At 73.3% G+C, this 19,330-nt stretch carries 15 protein-coding genes and 1 riboswitch; of the genes, 10 read left to right on the forward strand and 5 right to left on the reverse strand.

The annotated features are described in order from the left end of the window. Window positions 1–178: 178 nt before the first annotated feature. The 8 genes from tsaD (at window position 179) to OO63_RS01905 (ending at window position 10,492) form a co-directional block, all read left to right on the forward strand. Entirely contained in the window at window positions 179–1,243 is a 1,065-nt protein-coding gene (gene tsaD, locus OO63_RS01870) for a tRNA (adenosine(37)-N6)-threonylcarbamoyltransferase complex transferase subunit TsaD (protein WP_030361691.1), read from the forward strand. After that, complete coding sequence (locus OO63_RS01875) at window positions 1,243–1,818, forward strand: GNAT family N-acetyltransferase (protein ID WP_030361690.1); 576 nt, start codon at window positions 1,243–1,245, stop codon at window positions 1,816–1,818. The genes tsaD and OO63_RS01875 overlap by 1 nt, the downstream gene beginning before the upstream one ends. 53 nt (window positions 1,819–1,871) lie before the next feature. Further along, entirely contained in the window at window positions 1,872–4,532 is a 2,661-nt protein-coding gene (alaS, locus tag OO63_RS01880) for an alanine--tRNA ligase (RefSeq protein WP_030361689.1), read from the forward strand. Window positions 4,533–4,615: 83 nt separating this feature from the next. Continuing rightward, window positions 4,616–4,793, forward strand: a riboswitch (cobalamin riboswitch). Between the two features lie 213 nt (window positions 4,794–5,006). Further along, complete coding sequence (locus OO63_RS01885; RefSeq protein ID WP_030361688.1) at window positions 5,007–6,506, forward strand: CoA-acylating methylmalonate-semialdehyde dehydrogenase; 1,500 nt, start codon at window positions 5,007–5,009, stop codon at window positions 6,504–6,506. A 5-nt stretch (window positions 6,507–6,511) separates the two neighbouring features. Next, window positions 6,512–7,660: an acyl-CoA dehydrogenase family protein gene (locus OO63_RS01890; RefSeq protein WP_030361687.1), complete on the forward strand. Its 1,149-nt coding sequence runs from the start codon at window positions 6,512–6,514 to the stop codon at window positions 7,658–7,660. Next, window positions 7,657–8,754 carry an enoyl-CoA hydratase/isomerase family protein gene (locus OO63_RS01895; protein ID WP_030361686.1) on the forward strand — a complete coding sequence of 366 codons (1,098 nt, stop codon included), beginning with the start codon at window positions 7,657–7,659 and terminating at the stop codon, window positions 8,752–8,754. The genes OO63_RS01890 and OO63_RS01895 overlap by 4 nt, the downstream gene beginning before the upstream one ends. After that, window positions 8,751–9,680, forward strand: coding sequence for a 3-hydroxyisobutyrate dehydrogenase (gene mmsB, locus OO63_RS01900; protein ID WP_030361685.1), 930 nt, complete (start codon window positions 8,751–8,753; stop codon window positions 9,678–9,680). The genes OO63_RS01895 and mmsB overlap by 4 nt, the downstream gene beginning before the upstream one ends. Further along, window positions 9,677–10,492: an enoyl-CoA hydratase gene (locus tag OO63_RS01905; protein ID WP_030361684.1), complete on the forward strand. Its 816-nt coding sequence runs from the start codon at window positions 9,677–9,679 to the stop codon at window positions 10,490–10,492. The genes mmsB and OO63_RS01905 overlap by 4 nt, the downstream gene beginning before the upstream one ends. A gap of 66 nt (window positions 10,493–10,558) precedes the next feature. Here the strand turns inward: OO63_RS01905 and OO63_RS01910 are convergent, their stop codons facing one another. Then, the gene (locus OO63_RS01910; RefSeq protein WP_031192208.1) at window positions 10,559–13,567 is read right to left on the reverse strand and encodes a protein kinase domain-containing protein; all 3,009 of its coding nucleotides are present in this window, start codon (window positions 13,565–13,567) and stop codon (window positions 10,559–10,561) included. Window positions 13,568–13,827: 260 nt separating this feature from the next. Between OO63_RS01910 and OO63_RS01915 the strand changes: the two genes are divergently transcribed. Continuing rightward, window positions 13,828–16,563, forward strand: a complete 2,736-nt coding sequence (locus OO63_RS01915; RefSeq protein ID WP_030356971.1) for a discoidin domain-containing protein — start codon at window positions 13,828–13,830, stop codon at window positions 16,561–16,563. Window positions 16,564–16,729: 166 nt separating this feature from the next. Next, entirely contained in the window at window positions 16,730–16,948 is a 219-nt protein-coding gene (locus tag OO63_RS01920) for a hypothetical protein (protein WP_030356970.1), read from the forward strand. A 33-nt stretch (window positions 16,949–16,981) separates the two neighbouring features. Here OO63_RS01920 and OO63_RS01925 read toward each other — a convergent pair whose 3' ends face one another. From OO63_RS01925 to OO63_RS01940, 4 genes are all read right to left on the reverse strand, one after another. Next, the gene (locus tag OO63_RS01925) at window positions 16,982–17,365 is read right to left on the reverse strand and encodes a hypothetical protein (protein ID WP_030356969.1); all 384 of its coding nucleotides are present in this window, start codon (window positions 17,363–17,365) and stop codon (window positions 16,982–16,984) included. Window positions 17,366–17,423: 58 nt separating this feature from the next. Continuing rightward, window positions 17,424–17,672, reverse strand: a complete 249-nt coding sequence (locus OO63_RS01930) for a hypothetical protein (protein ID WP_030356968.1) — start codon at window positions 17,670–17,672, stop codon at window positions 17,424–17,426. Window positions 17,673–17,892: 220 nt separating this feature from the next. Beyond that, window positions 17,893–18,597 (reverse strand): HAD family hydrolase, encoded by a 705-nt coding sequence (locus tag OO63_RS01935; protein WP_030356967.1) that lies wholly within the window; start codon window positions 18,595–18,597, stop codon window positions 17,893–17,895. A 39-nt stretch (window positions 18,598–18,636) separates the two neighbouring features. Continuing rightward, complete coding sequence (locus OO63_RS01940) at window positions 18,637–19,116, reverse strand: Lrp/AsnC family transcriptional regulator (RefSeq protein ID WP_030356966.1); 480 nt, start codon at window positions 19,114–19,116, stop codon at window positions 18,637–18,639. Window positions 19,117–19,330 lie beyond the last annotated feature (214 nt).

Here is a 19,330-nt window from a genome sequence, read left to right on the forward strand (position 1 = left end):
CCGATGAGTGGCGGGCGTGAGCCCGATGGAAGGCGGGGCGAGGGCGGATGCGAGACGGAAGCCGAGTGCGGTCGGCGGCGGGGGAGCCGGTGCCGGTGTCGCCGCCGGGGTCGAGGCAGGGGCCGCCGCCGCTGTCGGCGCCGAGGTCCGGCACGACGCCGACGTCGGGAGACCCCTCATGACCGCCTCCCCGATCGTGCTCGGCATCGAGTCCTCCTGCGACGAGACCGGCGCGGGACTCGTCCGGGACGGGCGCCTGCTCGGGCACGCCATCGCGTCGAGCATGGACGAGCACGCCCGCTACGGCGGCGTCGTCCCCGAGATCGCCGCCCGCGCCCACGTGCACGCGCTGACCCCCGTCGTCCGCCGCGCCCTGGACACGGCGGGCCTCGGCCTCGGCGACATCGGCGCGGTCGCCGTGACCACGGGCCCCGGCCTCTCCGGCGCCCTCCAGGTCGGCCTCGCCGGGGCGAAGTCCCTCGCCTACGCCCTGGACGTACCGCTGTACGGAGTGCACCACCTCGCCGGGCACGTCGCCGCCGACACCCTGGAGCACGGCCCGCTGCCCGACCCCTGCGTCGTCCTGATCGTCTCCGGCGGCCACACCTCGCTCCTGCTCGTCCGGGACCTGGCCCGCGACCCGATCGCCCACCTCGGCGACACCCTGGACGACGCGGCGGGCGAGTGCTTCGACAAGGTCGCCCGTGTCTTCGGGCTGCCCTACCCGGGCGGGCCCGCCGTCGACCGGGCGGCACGCGACGGCTCGGCGCGGGCCGTGGCCTTCCCGCGCCCCTTGACAGGCCCCGGCGACGACCCGTACGCCTTCTCCTTCTCCGGCCTCAAGACCGCCGCCGCGCGCTGGGCCGAGGGCCACGCGGACGGCGAACTGCCGGTCGCCGACGGCGCCGCCGCGCTCCAGGAGGCCATCGCCGACGTCCTGACCCGCAAGGCGGTCGCGGCCTGCGCCGCACACGGCGTGGACACCCTCGTCGTGGTCGGCGGTGTCGCCGCCAACTCCCGGGTGCGGGCCCTCGCCGAGGAGCGCTGCCGGGAGGCCGGGATCACCCTGCGCGTCCCGCCGCTCGGCCTGTGCACCGACAACGGCGCGATGATCGCCGCCGTCGGGGACCTGCTGGTGCGCGCGGGCGCCGAACCGGCTCCCCTGGACGTGTCGATCGACCCGTCGGCACCGCTGGAGTCCGCGGCGCTGCACCCCACGGCGAGGATCGCGAGGGCCGCCTGATGGCCGACGTCCTGGTCCGCCGCCTGTCGGCCCCCGACCTGCTCACCCACCGCGGGGGCATCCGGCAGGTCTACGCCGAGGCCTTCGCCGAGCCGCCGTGGCACGCCGACCCCGCGGAGGCGGACGTCTACCTGGAACGCCTCGCGGGCGACACCGGCCGCCCCGGCTTCACCGGCGCGGTGGCCCTCGACGGCGACCGCGTGCTCGGCTTCGCCACCGCCTGGACGTCCGAGACCCCACTGCCCGCCACGCGCTCCTACCCGCGCGTCAGCGCCGCCCTCGGTGCCGAGCGCACCGCCGCGTGGCTGTGCGGCGGCCTGGAGGTCGACGAACTCGCCGTCACGCCCGGCGCGCACGGCCGCGGCCTCGGCCGTACGCTCCTCGAAGCGGTCACGCGCGACGCGCCCGCCGGGCGCTGCTGGCTGCTCACGTCCGTCAAGGCCGACGCGACCGTCCGCTTCTACGAACGGCTCGGCTGGCGACAGGTCACCCACCCCGCGCCGAACGGATACGGCACGGCCGTCTTCCTCGGCCCGCGCCACCCCGCGCGCCCCGACACCTTCCCGCCCCCGTAGCCCCCGACAACCCACCGTCTCTGTAGCCCCTTGAGCCCCGCCCGGAGCACCCCTTGCGCACCGCCGACATCCGCACCCGCTTCCTGGACTTCTTCGCCGAACGCGGCCACACGGTCGTCCCCAGCGCCCCGCTGCCGACGCCCGACCCGACGCTGCTCTTCGTCAACGCGGGCATGGTGCCGTTCAAGCCCTACCTCACCGGCGAGGTGGCACCGCCGTGGCCGCGCGCGACCAGCGTGCAGAAGTGCGTGCGCACCCTCGACATCGAGGAGGTCGGCAAGACCACGCGGCACGGCTCCTTCTTCCAGATGAACGGCAACTTCTCCTTCGGCGACTACTTCAAGGAAGAGGCCATCACCTTCGCCTGGGACCTGAGCACCCGCTCCGTCGCGGACGGCGGCTACGGTCTGGACCCGGCGAGGATCTGGGTGACCGTGCACCACTCCGACGACGAGTCGCGCGGCCTGTGGCGGCGCGTCGCCGACCTGCCCGACGAGCGGATCGTGGCACGCGGCGACGAGGACAACTTCTGGTCCATGGGCGTACCCGGACCGTGCGGCCCCTGCTCGGAGCTGTACTACGACCGTGGCCCCGCGCTCGGCCGCGCGGGCGGCCCGGCCGTCGACGAGGACCGGTACATGGAGTTCTGGAACCTCGTCTTCATGCAGTACGAACGCGGGGAGGGCACCGGCAAGTCCGGCTACCCGATCCTCGGCGAACTGCCTCGCCGCAACATCGACACCGGCATGGGCCTGGAGCGCATGGCCACCTTGCTCCAAGGTGTCGACAACCTCTACGAGATCGACGAGACCCGCCCCGTCCTGGACCGCGCCGCCGAACTCGCAGGCGTGCGCTACGGCGCCGACGCCACCGACGACGTCCGCCTGCGTGTCGTCGCCGACCACGTCCGCACCGCCCTCATGCTCCTCACCGACGGCACCGCCCCCGGCAACGAGGGCCGCGGCTACGTGCTGCGCCGCATCCTGCGCCGCGCGGTCCGCTCCATGCGTCAACTCGGTTACGAGGACCCGGCGTTGACGCAGCTCCTCGCCGTCGCCCGGGACTGCATGGCCCCGAGCTACCCCGACGTCGCCGAGGCCTACGACCGCGTCGCCGACCAGGCAGCGGGGGAGGAGGACGCCTTCCGCGCCACCCTCAAGCAGGGCACGACCGTCCTGGACACGGCCGTCACCAAGGCCAAGGCGGAGGGCGCGCGCCAACTGCCGGGCGCCCAGGCCTTCCTGCTGCACGACACGTACGGCTTCCCCATCGACCTCACCCTGGAGATGGCCGCCGAGCAGGGCGTGGAGGTCGACCGCGAGGGCTTCACGGCGCTCATGCGCGAGCAGCGCGAGCGGGCCCGCGCGGACGCCCGCGCCCGCAAGTCCGGCGGAGCGGTGGACACATCGGCCCTGCGCGCCGTCCTCACCGAGCACGGCCCGACGGACTGGCGCGCCTGGGACACCCTGACCACCGAGTCCCGCGTCCTCGCCCTCCTCGGCCCCGCGGGCCCCGTGCCCGTGGCCCGCGACGGCGAGATCGTCACCGCCGTCCTGGACCGCACGCCGTTCTACGCCGAGTCCGGCGGCCAGGACAGCGACGCGGGACAGCTCTCGGGCGCCTCCGTGGAGGCCGACGTGCTCGACGTGCAGCGCCCGCTGCCCGGACTCGTCGCGCACCAGGTCCGCGTCACCGCGGGCGAACTGGCCGTCGGCGACGCCGTGCACGCCGCCGTCGACCCCGAGTGGCGCCTCGGCGCCCGCCAGGCCCACTCCGGCACCCACGTCCTGCACGCCGCCCTGCGCGAGGTCCTCGGCCCCACCGCCCTGCAGTCCGGCTCCTACAATCGCCCCGGTTATCTGCGCCTGGACTTCCCCTGGCGCGGCGGGCTCTCCGCCACCGTCCGCAGCGAGGTCGAGGAGGCCGCCAACCGCGCGCTCCGCCGTGACCTGCCCGTCGGCGTGCGCTGGATGACGCTGCCCGAGGCCAAGGAGCTCGGCGCGCTCGCCCTGTTCGACGAGACGTACGGCGAGCAGGTGCGGGTCGTCGAGATCGGCGGCGCCTGGTCGCGCGAGCTGTGCGGCGGCACGCACGTCGAGCACGCCGCGCAGGTCGGTGTCGTCGCGTTGACCGCCGAGTCGTCCGTCGGCGCGGGCATGCGGCGTCTGGAGGCCGCCGTCGGGATCGAGGGGTTCGCCCATCTGGCGCGCGAGCGCGACCTCGTCGCCCGCATCGCCGAGCAGGTGCAGGCACCGCGCGCCGAACTGCCCGAACGCATCGCCGGACTCCTCGACCGGCTCAAGGCCGCCGACCGGGAGAACCAGCGGCTGCGGCAGGCGGCCCTCGCCGTCCGCGCGGGCGAACTGGCGGACCGGGCGGTCGACGTGGCGGGCGCGAACGTCGTCACCGCCACCGTGGACGGCGACGCCGGGGCCGCCCGCACCCTTGCCCTGGACGTCCGAGGGCGGCTGCCCGGTGAGCGCCCGGGCGTGGCCGCCGTGGCGCTCACCGCCGACAAGCCCGTGCTCGTCGTCGCCGTGAACAAGGCCGGGCGTGCGGCGGGACTGTCCGCGTCCGCGCTGGTCAAGCGGCTGCTCGGCGGGCGGGGTGGGGGCTCGGACGAGGTGGCGCAGGGCGGCGGGGCGAGTGCGGCCGACCTCGCGTCCGCGCTGGCGGGTCTTGCCGGGGTCGTACGCGCCGAACTGGGGGCGTGACACTCCGCTAGGAGCCGGATAGGGGGTTCCCACGGCAAGTGGGAACCCGTCCGCTGTGGACTTACTAGGAAGTCCAAGTATATGTTCGTGACGAAGCCCGCGGTGCAGGGAAGCCGGTGTGAATCCGGCGCGGTCCCGCCACTGTGACCGGGGAGTGCGTTCTCGCGTGAGACAACGCCACTGACGGAGAAGTCCGTCGGGAAGGCGGAGAACGGGCGCTGATCCGGGAGTCAGGATACCGGCCGTGGGGTGTTCCGTGTTGTCCACGAGGATGGAGCAGACACGCATGGCCCCGGTGCGCACCCACGACCCTGGTGATCCGGCGATGCGAGCGACAACCCCCGCTGTCTGACGGCCCTTTGGCCGTTCGCGTCCCTCTGTCCGACCGTCACTCCGGCATGCCCGCGCACGCCGCCGACGGCCGGCCGGGCGCGCCCGTCCTCGGATCCCCACCTGACGAAAGAGCAGGCTCCCATGGTCCGTGAACTGACCCACTTCATCGGCGGCAAGCACATCCCGGGAACTTCGGGCGCGCAGGCCGACGTGTACGACCCGAACACCGGCGAGATACAGGCCCGCGTCCCGCTCGCGAACCGCGCGGAGACCGAGGCCGCCATCGCCGACGCGGCCGAGGCGCAGCGCGAGTGGGGCGAGTGGAACCCGCAGCGCCGCGCCCGCGTCCTGATGCGGTTCCTGCGGATCGTCGAGGGCGAACGCGAGTCGCTGGCCCGCCTCTTGTCGGCCGAGCACGGCAAGACCGTCGCCGACGCGCACGGCGACCTGCAGCGCGGCCTCGAGGTCGTGGAGTTCGCCGCGGGCATCCCGCACCTGCTCAAGGGCGAGTTCACCGACAACGCCGGAACCGGCATCGACGTGCACTCGCTGCGCCGCCCCATCGGCGTCGTCGCCGGCATCACGCCGTTCAACTTCCCCGCGATGATCCCTCTGTGGAAGGCCGCGCCCGCCATCGCCTGCGGCAACTCCTTCATCCTCAAGCCCTCCGAGCGCGACCCGTCCGTCCCGCTGCGCCTCGCCGAGCTCTTCCTGGAGGCGGGCCTGCCGCCGGGCGTCCTGAACGTCGTCAACGGCGGCAAGGAAACCGTCGACACCCTCCTGGAGGACCCCCGCGTCGAGGCCCTCGGCTTCGTCGGCTCCACGCCGATCGCCGCGCACATCTACGCCACCGCCGCCGCCCACGGCAAGCGCGCCCAGTGCTTCGGCGGCGCCAAGAACCACATGATCGTGATGCCGGACGCGGACCTCGACCAGGCCGTGGACGCTCTGATCGGCGCCGGCTACGGCTCCGCGGGCGAGCGCTGCATGGCGATCTCCGTGGCCGTGCCCGTCGGCGAGTCCACCGCCGACGCCCTGGTGGCCCGCCTCAAGGACCGCATCGGCGCGCTGCGCATCGGCCGCTCCGACGACCCCGAGGCCGACTTCGGCCCCCTCGTCAGCCGCGACGCCCTCGACCGCGTCCGCTCCTACGTCGACCTCGGCGTCGAAGAGGGCGCCGAACTCGTGGTCGATGGCCGTGACTTCACCCTCCCCGGGCACGAGGGCGGCTTCTTCGCGGGCGCCTCGCTCTTCGACCGCGTCACCCCGGACATGCGGATCTACCAGGAGGAGATCTTCGGCCCGGTCCTGTCCGTGGTCCGCGCCGCCGACTACGAAGAGGCGCTGCGGCTGCCCAGCGAGCACCCCTACGGCAACGGCGTCGCGCTCTTCACCCGCGACGGCGACACCGCACGCGACTTCACCCGCCGCGTCGACACCGGCATGGTCGGCGTCAACGTCCCCATCCCGGTCCCCGTCGCGTACCACACCTTCGGCGGCTGGAAGCGCTCCGGCTTCGGCGACCTCAACCAGCACGGTCCTGACTCCATCCGCTTCTACACCCGCACCAAGACCGTCACCTCGCGCTGGCCCTCCGGGGCCAAGGAAGGCGCGAGCTTCACCATCCCGACGATGCGGTGACCGCCATGACCAGCTCACTGCTCACCGAGGACCAGCTCGCCATCGTCGAGACCACCCTCGACTTCGCCCAGGAACACCTCGCCCCGCACGCCCTCGCCTGGGACCAGGAGAAGCACTTCCCGGTGGAGGTGCTGCGCAAGGCCGCCGACCTCGGCCTCGGCGGGATGTACGTCGCCGAGGACGTGGGCGGCTCCGGGCTCACCCGCGCCGACGGCGTCCTCGTCTTCGAGGCCCTCGCCTCCGGCTGCCCGTCCATCGCGGGCTACCTCTCCATCCACAACATGGTCGCCTGGATGATCGACCGGTACGGCGACGAGGCCCAGCGCGCCCGCTGGCTCGGGTCGCTCACGTCCATGGACTGGCTCGGCAGCTACTGCCTCACCGAGCCCGGCGCGGGCTCCGACGCCGCCGCGCTCAGCACCCGCGCCGAACGCGACGGCGACGCCTATGTCCTGACCGGCGTCAAGCAGTTCATCTCCGGCGCCGGCGCCGCGCACGTGTACATCGTGATGGCCCGCACCGGCGACAGCGGCCCCGGCGGCGTCTCCGCGTTCGTCGTCGAGCGCGACGACCCCGGCCTGTCCTTCGGCCCGAACGAGCAGAAGATGGGCTGGAACGCCCAGCCCACCCGGCAGGTGATCCTCGACGGGGTGCGGCTGTCCGCCGACCGGCTGCTCGGTGGCGAGGGCAACGGCTTCCGCATCGCCATGAACGGCCTCAACGGCGGCCGCCTCGGCATCGCCGCCTGCTCCCTCGGCGGCGCCCGCAGCGCCCTCGACCGCAGCCTCGGCTACCTCGCCGACCGCGAGGCGTTCGGGGCCAGGCTCCTGGACGCGCAGGCGCTCCAGTTCAAGCTCGCCGACATGGCGACCGAGCTGACCGCGGCCCGCGCCCTGGTCCGCCAGGCCGCCCAGGCCCTCGACGCGGGCGACCCGCAGGCACCCCAACTGTGCGCCATGGCCAAGCAGTTCGCCACCGACACCGGCCACTCGGTCGCCGACCGCGCCCTGCAACTGCACGGCGGCTACGGCTACCTGACCGAGTACGGCATCGAGAAGCTCGTGCGCGACCTGCGCGTCCACCGCATCCTGGAAGGAACCAACGAGATCATGCGCCTGATCGTCGCCCGCGGCCTGACGGGGGCGCTGCGATGACGCCCACCGCCGCCGCGGACCCGGCGCCCGCCGACGACTCCGTACTGCTGCGCACCGAAGGCCGCGCCGCCTACATCGTCCTCAACCGGCCCCGCGCCCTGAACGCCCTCACCCACGCCATGGTCCGCCGCATCGACCAGGCCCTCGCCGCCTGGGAGCACGACCCGGCCGTGGAGACCGTCGTGCTCACCGGCGCCGGAGAGCGCGGCCTGTGCGCGGGCGGCGACATCCGCGCCATCTACGACGACGCCCGCACCGGCGGCAGCGCCTCCGCGGACTTCTGGCGCGACGAGTACCACCTCAACGCCCGCATCGCGCGCTACCCGAAGCCGTACGTCGCCGTGATGGACGGCATCGTCATGGGCGGCGGCGTCGGCGTCTCCGCGCACGGCGGCGTCCGCGTCGTCACCGAGCGCTCCCGGATCGCCATGCCCGAGACGGGCATCGGCTTCGTCCCCGACGTCGGCGGCACCTATCTGCTCGGCCTCGCGCCCGGCGAACTCGGCACCCATCTGGCCCTGACAGGACAGCAGCTGGGCGCCCGCGACGCGCTCCTGTGCGGGCTCGCCGACCACTTCGTCCCCTCCGACCAGCTGCCGCGCCTCGTCGCGGACCTCGCCTCCGATCCGGTGCGCGAGGTCCTCGCCCGGTACGTCGCCGAGGCGCCGCCCGGCGTCCTCGGCGAGCAGCGCGCGTGGATCGACGCCTGCTACACGGCGCACGGCGTCGAGGAGATCGTCGACCGGCTGCAGAACCACGGCGCGCAGGCCGCCAAGGAGGCCGCTGAGACCCTGCACACCAAGTCGCCGACCGCCCTGAAGGTCACGCTCTCCTCGCTGCGCCGGGCCCGGCAGCTCGGCCCGCTGGAGCGGGTCCTCGAGCAGGAGTACCGGGTGTCGTGCGCGGCCCTCGCCTCCGCCGACCTCGTGGAGGGCATCCGCGCCCAGGTCGTCGACAAGGACCGCGACCCCCGCTGGTCCCCGGCCGGCCTCGCCGACGTCACCGACGACGACGTGGCCCGCTACTTCGCCCCGCTCGGCGCGCGCGAACTCGCCCTCGCCGCCGACCGCTCCCCGCAGGAGGTGCCCTGGTGAGCCCCGTCATCGCCTTCGTCGGCCTCGGCCACATGGGCGGCCCGATGGCCGCCAACCTCGTCAAGGCCGGACACCGGGTCGTCGGCCACGACCTGGTCCCGGACGCCGTGGACGCCGCCGTCGCCGCGGGCGTCGAGGCCGCCCCCTCGGCCGTGGCGGCGGCCGCCGACGCGGACGTCGTGGTCACCATGCTGCCCGCGGGCCGCCACGTCCTCGCCCTCTACCAGGACGAGGGACTGCTCGCCGCCGCCCGGCCCGGCACCCTCTTCGTCGACTGCTCCACGATCGACGTCGCCGACGCGCGGGCCGCCCACGAAGCGGCCGTGGCCGCCGGACACCTCGCCGTGGACGCCCCCGTCTCCGGCGGCGTCATGGGCGCGGAGGCGGGCACGCTCACGTTCATGGTCGGCGGTGACGAGGCCGCGTTCGCGCGGGCCGAGCCGCTGCTCGCCGCGATGGGCAAGAAGGCCGTGCACTGCGGCGCGGCGGGCGCCGGACAGGCCGCGAAGATCTGCAACAACATGATCCTCGGCGTCTCCATGATCGCCGTCAGTGAGGCCTTCGTCCTCGGCGAGAGCCTCGGCCTCTCCCATCAGGCGCTGTACGACGTGGCGTCCACCGCGTCCGGCCAGTGCTGGGCGCTGAGCGTCAACTGCCCCGTGCCGGGACCGGTCCCGGGCTCGCCCGCCAACCGCGACTACCTCCCGGGCTTCGCCGCACCCCTCATGGCCAAGGACCTCGGCCTCGCCGCGAACGCCGTGCGCGCGGGCGGCGTCGACGCCGAACTGGGCCTGCGCGCCGCCGAGCTGTACGCCGCCTTCGCCGAGGGCGGGGGAGCGGCGGAGGACTTCTCCGGGATCGTCCGGGCCATCAGAGAGCGCTCCGGACCGCAACTCGCCGACGACCAGAGGAACCAGCGATCATGACCGACCCCACGGCCACCACGGACTCCACGGCCACCACGGACTCGTACGAGACGATCCTCGTGGAGCGCAAGGGCAGGGTGGCCATCCTCACCCTCAACCGCCCCAAGGCCCTGAACGCCCTGAACCTCCAGGTCATGCGGGAGGTCGTCGCCGCGGCCGAGGCTCTCGACCGGGACCCGGAGGTCGGCTGCATCGTCCTCACCGGCTCCGCGAAGGCGTTCGCCGCGGGCGCCGACATCAAGGAGATGAGCCCGCAGAACTACCTGGACATGTACCTGAGCGACTGGTTCACGGCCTGGGACCGACTCGGCCAGGTGCGCACCCCGACGCTCGCCGCCGTCTCCGGTTACGCCCTCGGCGGCGGCTGCGAGCTGGCCATGCTCTGCGACATCCTGCTCGCCGCCGACACGGCGGTCTTCGGCCAGCCGGAGATCAAGCTGGGCGTCATCCCCGGCATCGGCGGCTCGCAGCGCCTGACCCGCGCCGTCGGCAAGGCCAAGGCCATGGAGCTGTGTCTGACCGGCCGCACCATGGACGCGGAGGAGGCCGAGCGCGCCGGGCTCGTCTCCCGGGTCGTCCCCGCCGACGACCTGCTCGGCGAGGCGCTGAGCGTCGCCGAGACGGTGGCGGGGATGTCGCTGCCGGTCGCCATGATGGCCAAGGAGTCGGTCAACCGCTCCTTCGAGACGACCCTCACCGAAGGCGTCCGCTTCGAACGGCGCCTCTTCCACGCGGTGTTCGCGACGGCGGACCAGAAGGAGGGCATGACCGCGTTCACGGAGAAGCGCAAGCCGCACTTCACCCACCGGTAGACCATCGGCAGGACTGCCGCCGGAGCGGCGCCCGGTCCAGGGCGCCGCGTCCGTGGCCGCCGCCGCTCAGCGCACGTACGCGTTGAGCGGCGACACTCCGTCGAGGTCGACCTGGAGCCCGTGCAGCGCCTTGGAGTACAGGTACGTGCGCATCGGCACGTACACGGGCACCGCCGCTGCCTGCTCCATCACCCGGCGGTCCACCGTCGACCACAGCTCGCCCGCGTCGCGCAGCGACCCCGCCGAACCGGCCGCGTCGATCGCCGAGTCGACGCCGGAGTTCTTCAGGCGCGAGTAGTTCGACGACGTGGGGTAGCTGTACTTGCCGTCGAAGTACTCCGGCAGGGTCGCGGAGCCGACGGGCAGACCGGCGCCCACGGGCAGCCGGAACAGGTCGTACTTCCCCGTGCCCGCGTTCTTGTAGTAGTCCGTCGTGTCGTCCTTCTGCAACTTGACCTGGAATCCGGCCCGGTCGAGTGCCGCCTTGATCACCTGGGCCCGCTCGGCGTCCGTCGCGTCCGCGTGCCCGAGGGTGAGCCTGAAGCCGCTCTCGTCCGCGTCCTTGAGCAGCGCACGGGCCTTCGCCGGGTCGCCGTGCTCCCCGGCCCCGTACAGGTCGAAGGGGCGGGCGCCGCGGACACCGGGCGGCAGCAGGTTGTGATGGACCGTGCCGTCCTCGCCGCTGGCCGCGAGGACGTCCCCCGCAGGCAGGGCCGTGGCGATGGCCTTGCGGACCTTGACGTCCTTCACCCGGCGGGTGTTGATCTGGTACGCGTGGATGAAGGCCGACGGCGCGGACAGACGCCCCGCGCCGCCGGCGTTCTTGCCGAGCCCGTCCTTGCCGAGCGAACCGGTGAACGACATCACCGCTTCGCTCGAACCGGCGCTCACCGTACGGGACTTGATGTCCTCGACGGACAGCCCGCCCTCGATGCGGTACGTGTCCGGGTAGGCGGTCCGCAGCGGGTCGCTGTCCGCCTTCCACTCGGAGTTGCGGGTCAGGACGACGTCCTTCGCGCCGGTGAACGTGCTCACCTCGTACGGCCCGGTGGACGGCACCGTCGGCGAGCCCGTGGAGGTGTCCTTCACCCGGTCGGGCACCGGCGCGCCGGAGGGGCCCGCGAGCGCGACATTGAAGTCCGGCCGGGCGCTCTCCAGATGGAAGACGACCGTGCGGTCGTCGGGTGTCTCGATCGTGCCCGGCGGCAGGGTGCGGTCGCCGCTGCCGCCGTCCGCAGCCTTGGGGCCGAGCAGCCAGCTGCGCAGGGTCCGGTCGCCGATGGCGAACGACGGGTCGAGCGTGCGCTGGACGGCGTTCACGAAGTCCTTGGCGAGGACCGGCGTGCCGTCGTTGTACGTGAGGCCGGGCTTGAGCGTGAAGGTCCAGGTCCGGCCGCCCGACGAGGCCCGGCCGCCGTCGGTGGCCAGGTCGCCGACGAGCTTGACCCTGCCGTCGGGCAGCGTCTTGAGGCCGGTCAGGCTGCGGTGGACCAGGCGGGAGACGAGCCGGTCGGTGCCCGACCACATCTTGCCGGGGTCGACGGTGGTGAGGTCGGCGGGTTCGAGGACGGTGACCTTGCCGCCCTTGCGGGCCTCCGCGACGGCGGGCGCAGGGCCCTCGGAGTCGTCCGCCGTGCCCAGGACCAGCGTCTCGGTCTTGGCCCGCTCGGCCACCGTGCTGCCCTTCGGGCCGGGCTTGGGGCGGTCCGACGTGCCCCCGGACGTCCCCTTCCCCGAGTCGTCCTTGGTGCCGCCGAACGGGTCGGTGACGGTGAGCGTCACGACGAGCGCGGCGACGGCCACGGCCGCGCCGCCCGGGACCCACCAGGTGCGCCACCACGGCCGCCCGGCGGGTACCTGGCCGTGGTGGGCGACCGGGGCGGGCCACAGCGGGGGCGGGGCGGTCGGTCTGGGCGGCGGGAGGGGGTAGGAGGTGGGGACGGGCTGCGGTCCGGAGTCGGCTGGGTGCCCGGCCTGCGCCAGGGGCGCCTGGGCCGACGGCGGTGGGCCGAAGGGCGACGGGGCGGCGGGCGCCGGGTGGGCGGGAGCGGGTGGGGTGGGTGCCGAGGCCGGTGGGGTCGGGGTGCCGGGGTTCGGTGTGCCTGGTGTGCCTGGTGTGGCGGCGCCGGGGCTCGGTGTGCCGGGAGTCGCGGGGGCATGGTTCGGCGTGCCCGTGGCGGGAGCGGCGGAAGCCGGTGCGGCCGGTGCGGCCTTCGTCAGACCGACGGACGCCTCCTTGGCCCGTGCCTCAAGCTCGCTCCGTGTCCCCTCGGCGTCCGGCCGGTCGGCGGGCGCCTTCGCCAGCATCCGGCCCACCAGGTCGTCCCAGGCGGGCGAGAGGCCCGGGCGCCGCAGGGAGGGCCGGTCCGGGGTCTCGTACACGTGACAGTGCATCAGCGCGGCCGCCGACGGGGCGTCGAACGGCGGGGCGCCGGTGAGCATTTCGTGCACCATGCAGCCCAGCGAGTACACATCGGTGCGCCCGTCGGTCTCGCCGTGGGCGAACCGCTCCGGGGCCATGTAGTGCAGCGTGCCGATGGGCGAGTCGGAGGTGCGGGTGAGATAGCCGCCGGCCCCCGTCGCCGCGTCCAGGAACTTGGCGATGCCGAAGTCGAGGACCTTCACGGTGCCCTCGTCGGTGACCATCACGTTGGCGGGCTTGATGTCCCGGTGCACGATGCCGGCCCGGTGCGCCACCGCGAGCGCCCGGCACACCTGTGCGGCGATGTCCGCGACCCGCTGCGGCGAGAGCCCCTTGCCGTTCCTGAGCAGCTCGGTGACCGTACGGCCGTTCAGGAGCGGCATCACCAGATACGGACTGTCGCCCTCCGAACCGTGGTCGAAGACCGGCACGATGTACGTGCTGTCGAGCGCCGCCGCGGCCCGCGCCTCCCGCACGAACAGCGCCAGCATGCGCTCGCGGTCCGGCGCCGACGTGTCCTGCGGCAGGCCGAGCAGCTTGACGGCCACCTCCCGGTCGAGCCGGGCGTCCCGGGCCCGCCAGACTGCCCCCATGCCGCCCGCGCCTATGCGTTCCGTGAGCGTGTACCGCCCGTCAAGGACTGCGCCGCGCATCCCCTGCTCCACCCCACCCACCCCGTAGAAACACGCCCGCTGCGGGCGGCAAGGTCAATTTACCCGTGCCGTGGAGAAGTTGGAGAGGTGTTGTGCCGCGGGCCCCGCCGTCATCGGCGATCCGCGCGGCAGATCTGCTGCGCGTGGCGTGTTTCCCACACTCCGTGTTCAGGACTTGATGTGTTGTGCCGAAGTTATTGACGTGACTCGTTCATGAAATTTATGGTCCGTGGACCCTCACCTCACCATGACGGAGAACAATGACGTACTCCCTGGTATCGCGGCCGAACGCCGCCAGACTGTCCGCGGCACTGCTCGCCGGAGTGCTCGTCGCAGCGGTCCCGCCGACGGCCCCCTCCCGCGCCGAGGCCACCCCCGCCACCACCACCGACTGCCGCCAGGGCGACGGCTGGACGCTCGACTCCACCCGCGTCGACCCGAAGGACAACCACCACGCCTTCGTCGGCAACGGCTACCTGGGACAGCGCGTGCCGCCCAACGGCGCGGGCTACACGGACACGGACGCCAAGACGGGCTGGCCCCTGTTCACGCCGCGCTACGACGGCTCCTTCGTGTCCGGCCTGTACGCGCACAACAAGCAGACCGCCCAGAACCGCCAGGCCGTCGCCGCGCTCCCCACCTGGACCCCGCTCACCGTCACCACCGGCGGCGAGGGCTCCGACACCTTCAACTCTTCGACGACGCCCGGCCGCATCTCCGCCTACCGGCAGAGCCTCAGCATGCACTGCGGCCTCGTCACCACCACCCTCACCTGGACGGCGGCGGACGGCCGCCGCACCGACCTCAGCTACGAGGTGCTCGCCGACCGTGCCAACCCGCACGTGGGCGCCGTACGGATGAAGATGCGCCCGCACTGGAGCGGCGAGGCGACCGTCACCGACGTCCTCGACGGCCGCGGCGCGCGCCGCGTGCAGCAGACCGGCGGTGGCGACCGCACCGGCGACCGGCGGCACGGGGGTTCCGGGCCGACCATGGACGTCGCCTTCCGCACCGACGGCACCAAGGTCAAGGGCGCCGTCGCCTCCACGCTGCGCACCGGACACGGCGTGCACGACGCCCGGGAGCGCCGGGCGGGCCGTGCGGCGAAGCTGACGAACCGGCAGTCCCTCACCCTGCCCGTCCGCAGCGGACAGTCGTACGAGCTCACCAAGTTCGTGGGCGTCGACACCGCGCTGACCTCACGTGCCCCGCGCCAGGATGCCACCGCCGCTTCACGCCGCGCCGCCGAACGCGGCTGGGACGCCCTGCTGCGCTCCCACACCGCCGCCTGGGCACGCCTGTGGCGCAGCGACATCGAGGTGGCCGGGCGGCAGCGCGAACTACAGACGTGGGTGCGTTCCGCGCAGTACGGACTCCTGTCGAGCACGCGCGAGGGAGCGGCCAACAGCATCGCCCCGGCCGGACTGACCAGCGACAACTACGCGGGACTCGTCTTCTGGGACGCCGAGACGTGGATGTACCCGGGGCTCCTCGCCACCCGCCCCGACCTCGCCAAGTCCGTCGTCGACTACCGCTACCGCACCCGTGCCGGAGCCCGCGACAACGCCCGTAAGTTCGGCTACGACGGCCTCTTCTACCCCTGGAACAGCGGCAGTTCGGGCAACCTGGCCAAGGAGTGCCACAGCGTGGACCCGCCGCACTGCCGCACGCAGGTCCACCTCCAGTCCGACATCTCCCTGGCGACCTGGCAGTACTACCTGGCCACGAAGGACACGCAGTGGCTGCGGACGCGCGGCTGGCCCGTCCTGAAGGGCATCGCCGAGTTCTGGGCGGGCCGCGTCCACCGCAACACCGACGGCAGCTACTCCATCAAGGACACCGCGGGACCCGACGAGTACAGCAACGGCGTCGACGACGCGGTGTTCACCAACGCGGGCGCCGCCACCGCCCTGCGCCACGCCACCCGCGCCGCCAAGCTCCTCGGCGAGCAGGCCCCCACGAAGTGGACGTCGATCGCCGACCGGATCCGCATCCCGTACGACAAGGAACGCAAGGTCTTCGAGCAGTACGACGGCTACAAGGGCAGCAAGATCAAGCAGGCCGACACGGTGCTCCTGATGTACCCGCTGGAGTGGCCCATGGCCGACGGCGCCGCGGCCGCCACGCTCGACTACTACGCGCAGCGCACCGACCCGGACGGCCCAGCCATGACGGACTCGGTGCACGCCATCGACGCCGCCGGGATCGGCGAGCCGGGCTGCTCCACGTACACCTATCTGGAGCGTTCCATCAAGCCGTTCGTGCGCGGCCCGTTCGCGCAGTTCTCGGAGGCACGCGGCGACAAGGCGGGCGCGGAGGACCCGCTGGCGGGCTCGCCTGCGCACGACTTCCTCACCGGCAAGGGCGGCTTCCTGCAGATCTTCACCAACGGCCTGACCGGCATGCGGATGCGGGAGGACCGGCTGCGCCTGGACCCGATGCTGCCCCCGCAGCTCGCCGAGGGCGTCACCCTGCGCGGGCTGACCTGGCAGGGCCGTACGTACGACGTCGAACTCGGCGCCCACCACACCACGGTGCGGCTCACCTCCGGCGCGCCGATGACCCTCGACACCCCGCAGGGCAAGCAGGTCGTCAGCGAGGGCGCCCCCGTCGTCCTCAAGACCCGCCGCCCCGACCTCACGCCCACGGGCAACGCGGCCCGCTGCACGCCCGCCAAGGCGTCGTCGGAGGAGCCCGGCATGTACGCGGGCGCCGCCGTCGACGGCAACACGGCCACCGCCTGGGTCCCGGCCGAGAAGACCGGCGCCCTGACCGCGGACCTCGGCGAGCCGGTGCGCGTCGCGAAGGTCACGCCGACGTGGACCTCCGTCAAGCCCGCGTCGTACGACATCGAGGTCTCCTTGGACGGCCACCACTGGCACGCCGTGGACGAGACGTCGGACAAGGCGCGGCTCGCGCGATATGTGCGGGTGACGGTGCGCGGTGCGGCGCAGGTCAAGGAGCACCCGGGCATCACGGAGCTGACGGTGGGCTAGCCGGTCCTGTCCCTCGTACGTGCAGCGCGCACGGCGTCCGTGCCGCCGACGCTCGTACGAGGGACACCCTGCATGGCGGCGGGCCGGTGCGGGCAGCCATGTCGGCGCTCAGGATCTTCGGGACCCGTCCCGAAGATCCAACACCGAAGAGAAGCAAGGTGGTTCCATGCGCCGTTCCGTCGTCCTCGTAGCCGGAGCTTTCGCCGCGATGACCGCGCTCGCCACACCGGCCGTCGCCGTCACGACAGCACCCGCCGCCGCGGTGGCGAGCCCGGCGCCGGCGAGCCCGCTGCCGCCGCTGCCCGCCCCGGAGTCCTTGATCACGGAGGGCATCAGCATCGAGGGCCCGCTGATCAACAACCTGGGACTGCCGCACCTCGTGTGACGACAGGCGCGAACCGCCCCGGCCCGCGGCGGCCTAGCGGTTCGCCAGGCACAGATGAACGTCCTTCTCCTGGTCTCCGAAGGCCGCGCCCTCGCCGCTCACGGCGAACACGGAGGCCAGGAAGGCCCGCAGTTGATCGACCGCCAGATAGCCGCCCTGGACGTCGGCGGACACCGGCCGCGTCAGCGTGCCCGCCGCACCCGACGGGACCGCTCTGCCGGCGCCCGAGATGGCGAAGGTCTCCGTCCAGACCGTCGCTCCGCCGCCCGCGCCCGGGGGCGACACGGCGGCCCCGTCGGCCGCCGCGTCCTGCGGGAAGGCGGTCCGCAGGACGTCGAAGACCGCCGCCGCGTCCTGCGCGGAGCAGTCACTGAGTTCCACCGTGACCTGCGCCGAGGACAGCCCCGTTCCGTTCACTGCCGATCACCCATTTCTCGTTGCTCACGTGTGTCCGTGTGGTCGTTGCCGGACTGCCCTAGCCCGTGGGCTCGTCCGGCACAGGCCGGTCGGGTCCGGGGCCGTGTGCGTGCGGGGCGCCGCGCCTGCCCGTGCCCGCCTCGTCGGTGTCGGGCACGTCGTCGTCCGCGTCGGGGGCGTTGCCGGTCCGTGCCGCGTCGTCGTCCGGGTCCCAGCGGTCCTCCTCGTCCGAGGCCTGCTGGTCGGGCAGGTCGCGCGGCACCGGCGGGCCGTCCTCGCCGGCCGACGGGGGATTCTGCTCGCTCACGGTCGTGCCTCCGTTCCTCGTGGTGTTCCCTCTGATCCGGCGGGTCCCGGCTGGTCCCGCTGGTCCGTCCGGATCCTTCTGGACGTGCGTTCGCAGGTACCCGTGGCGGTCGTGACAACACCTCGTACTGATCACCGTGTACCGACTCCGGCGATCCGGCCACACGGCAGCGCCGCGACACCCACCCGGCCGCCCAGACGTGTGTGCGAGCTGATGGCCGTCAGGCGGTCGACGTCCCCGGTGCTCCCGAAGCCAGCCAGTCAAGCGCGGCCCGCGCCGTGAACTCCTCCTGACCGCCGCGCAGCAGCAGATCCGCCGCCGCGAACGCCGGGTCGTCGGCCTGCGCCGCGACATACGGGATCGCGACGCACCGCATGCCCGCGGCCCGCGCGGCGAGCGCGCCCGGAGCGGCGTCCTCCAGGACCACGCAGTCGGCGGGCTCCGCGCCGAGGAGCGCGGCGGCCGCGAGGAACACGTCGGGTGCGGGCTTGCCGTGGTCGACCTCGTCCGCCGAGACGAGTGTCTTGAGGTGGGCGTCCAGACCGGTGCCCGCGAGGATCGCCTCGATGGCGGCGCGCGAGGACCCCGACGCCACCGCCATCGGCACCCCGGCGTCGGACAGCCGCTCCACGAACTCCCGCATCTGCGGGTACACACGGGTGGAGGCGCGGGCCAGCTCCAGATAGCGGTGGTTCTTCTCCGCGATCAGGTCGGCGAGCGGCGCGGTCAGGCCGTACCGCTCCCGCCAGTCGGCGAGGGTCTCGCGGGTGGAGATGCCGACGTACCTCTCGTGGTCGGCCCAGGTGAAGCCGGTGACGCCGTGGGCGGCGAGAAGCTGACGGCCCGCTTCGAAATAGTTCGGCTCGCTGTCCACGAGGGTGCCGTCGAGATCGAAGATGACCGAGGTGTGGTTCAGGGCGCTCATGCACCCCAGCATGCCAACTGTCCCGGCACTGCCATCCGGCTACCTCTCCGCGGCCGCCCGGCCCACCGACTCCACCAGCGGCAGCAGCCGGTGCGGCACGCGCTCGCGCAGCGCCATCTCCGTCCGCGTACGCACCACGCCCGGCAGCTGGATCAGACGCTGGACGACGTCCTCCAGGTGGCCGTTGTCCCGCGCCACCACCCGGGTCAGCAGATCGCCGCCGCCCGTCATCGAGAACGCCTCGATGATCTCCGGCACGGCCGCGAGCGCGTCCCCGACCTCGTCGAGGCGCCCCTGGGTGACCTCGATGTGCACGAAGGCGAGCACCGGGTGGCCGAGCGCGGCGGGGGAGAGCTTCGGGCCGGTGCCGGTGATGACGCCCTCGCGTTCGAGCCGGTCCAGGCGGGCCTGGAGGGTGCCGCGCGCGACGCCGAGGACGCGCGCGTACTCCCGCACGCTCGTGCGCGGCTGCTCCAGGAGGAGCCGCAGGATGCGGGTGTCGAGTTCGTCGACGGCCATGGTGCGGGTCTCCCGGGTGCGCGAGTCGATCACCGCGACCGTACCAATGGCACGGCGGAACCCGCGAGGCGCCGGCCGTCGGCCCGCCGGGGCGCGCGGCGCGGATCCGTGCGCGGTGCCGTCGCGCTGTTACGCACCTGTTTCACTTCCCCCTGCAACGAGTCGGCCCCGTCCGCGGTCTAGCTGTCGTAAAACGCGCAACGCACACGTATGG

Origin of the sequence: Streptomyces alboflavus (assembly GCF_000716675.1) — a bacterium.
Lineage (GTDB): Bacteria > Actinomycetota > Actinomycetes > Streptomycetales > Streptomycetaceae > Streptomyces > Streptomyces alboflavus.

Excerpts from the sequence above, each read along its gene's own strand:
- OO63_RS01935 (WP_030356967.1), bottom strand. The coding sequence starts at position 18,597 with ATGAGCGCCCTGAACCACACCTCGGTCATCTTCGATCTCGACGGCACC.
- OO63_RS01920 (WP_030356970.1), top strand. The coding sequence starts at position 16,730 with ATGCGCCGTTCCGTCGTCCTCGTAGCCGGAGCTTTCGCCGCGATGACC.
- OO63_RS01885 (WP_030361688.1), top strand. The coding sequence starts at position 5,007 with ATGGTCCGTGAACTGACCCACTTCATCGGCGGCAAGCACATCCCGGGA.
- OO63_RS01905 (WP_030361684.1), top strand. The coding sequence starts at position 9,677 with ATGACCGACCCCACGGCCACCACGGACTCCACGGCCACCACGGACTCG.
- OO63_RS01915 (WP_030356971.1), top strand. The coding sequence starts at position 13,828 with ATGACGTACTCCCTGGTATCGCGGCCGAACGCCGCCAGACTGTCCGCG.
- OO63_RS01890 (WP_030361687.1), top strand. The coding sequence starts at position 6,512 with ATGACCAGCTCACTGCTCACCGAGGACCAGCTCGCCATCGTCGAGACC.
- tsaD (WP_030361691.1), top strand. The coding sequence starts at position 179 with ATGACCGCCTCCCCGATCGTGCTCGGCATCGAGTCCTCCTGCGACGAG.
- OO63_RS01940 (WP_030356966.1), bottom strand. The coding sequence starts at position 19,116 with ATGGCCGTCGACGAACTCGACACCCGCATCCTGCGGCTCCTCCTGGAG.
- OO63_RS01895 (WP_030361686.1), top strand. The coding sequence starts at position 7,657 with ATGACGCCCACCGCCGCCGCGGACCCGGCGCCCGCCGACGACTCCGTA.
- OO63_RS01910 (WP_031192208.1), bottom strand. The coding sequence starts at position 13,567 with ATGCGCGGCGCAGTCCTTGACGGGCGGTACACGCTCACGGAACGCATA.
- OO63_RS01875 (WP_030361690.1), top strand. The coding sequence starts at position 1,243 with ATGGCCGACGTCCTGGTCCGCCGCCTGTCGGCCCCCGACCTGCTCACC.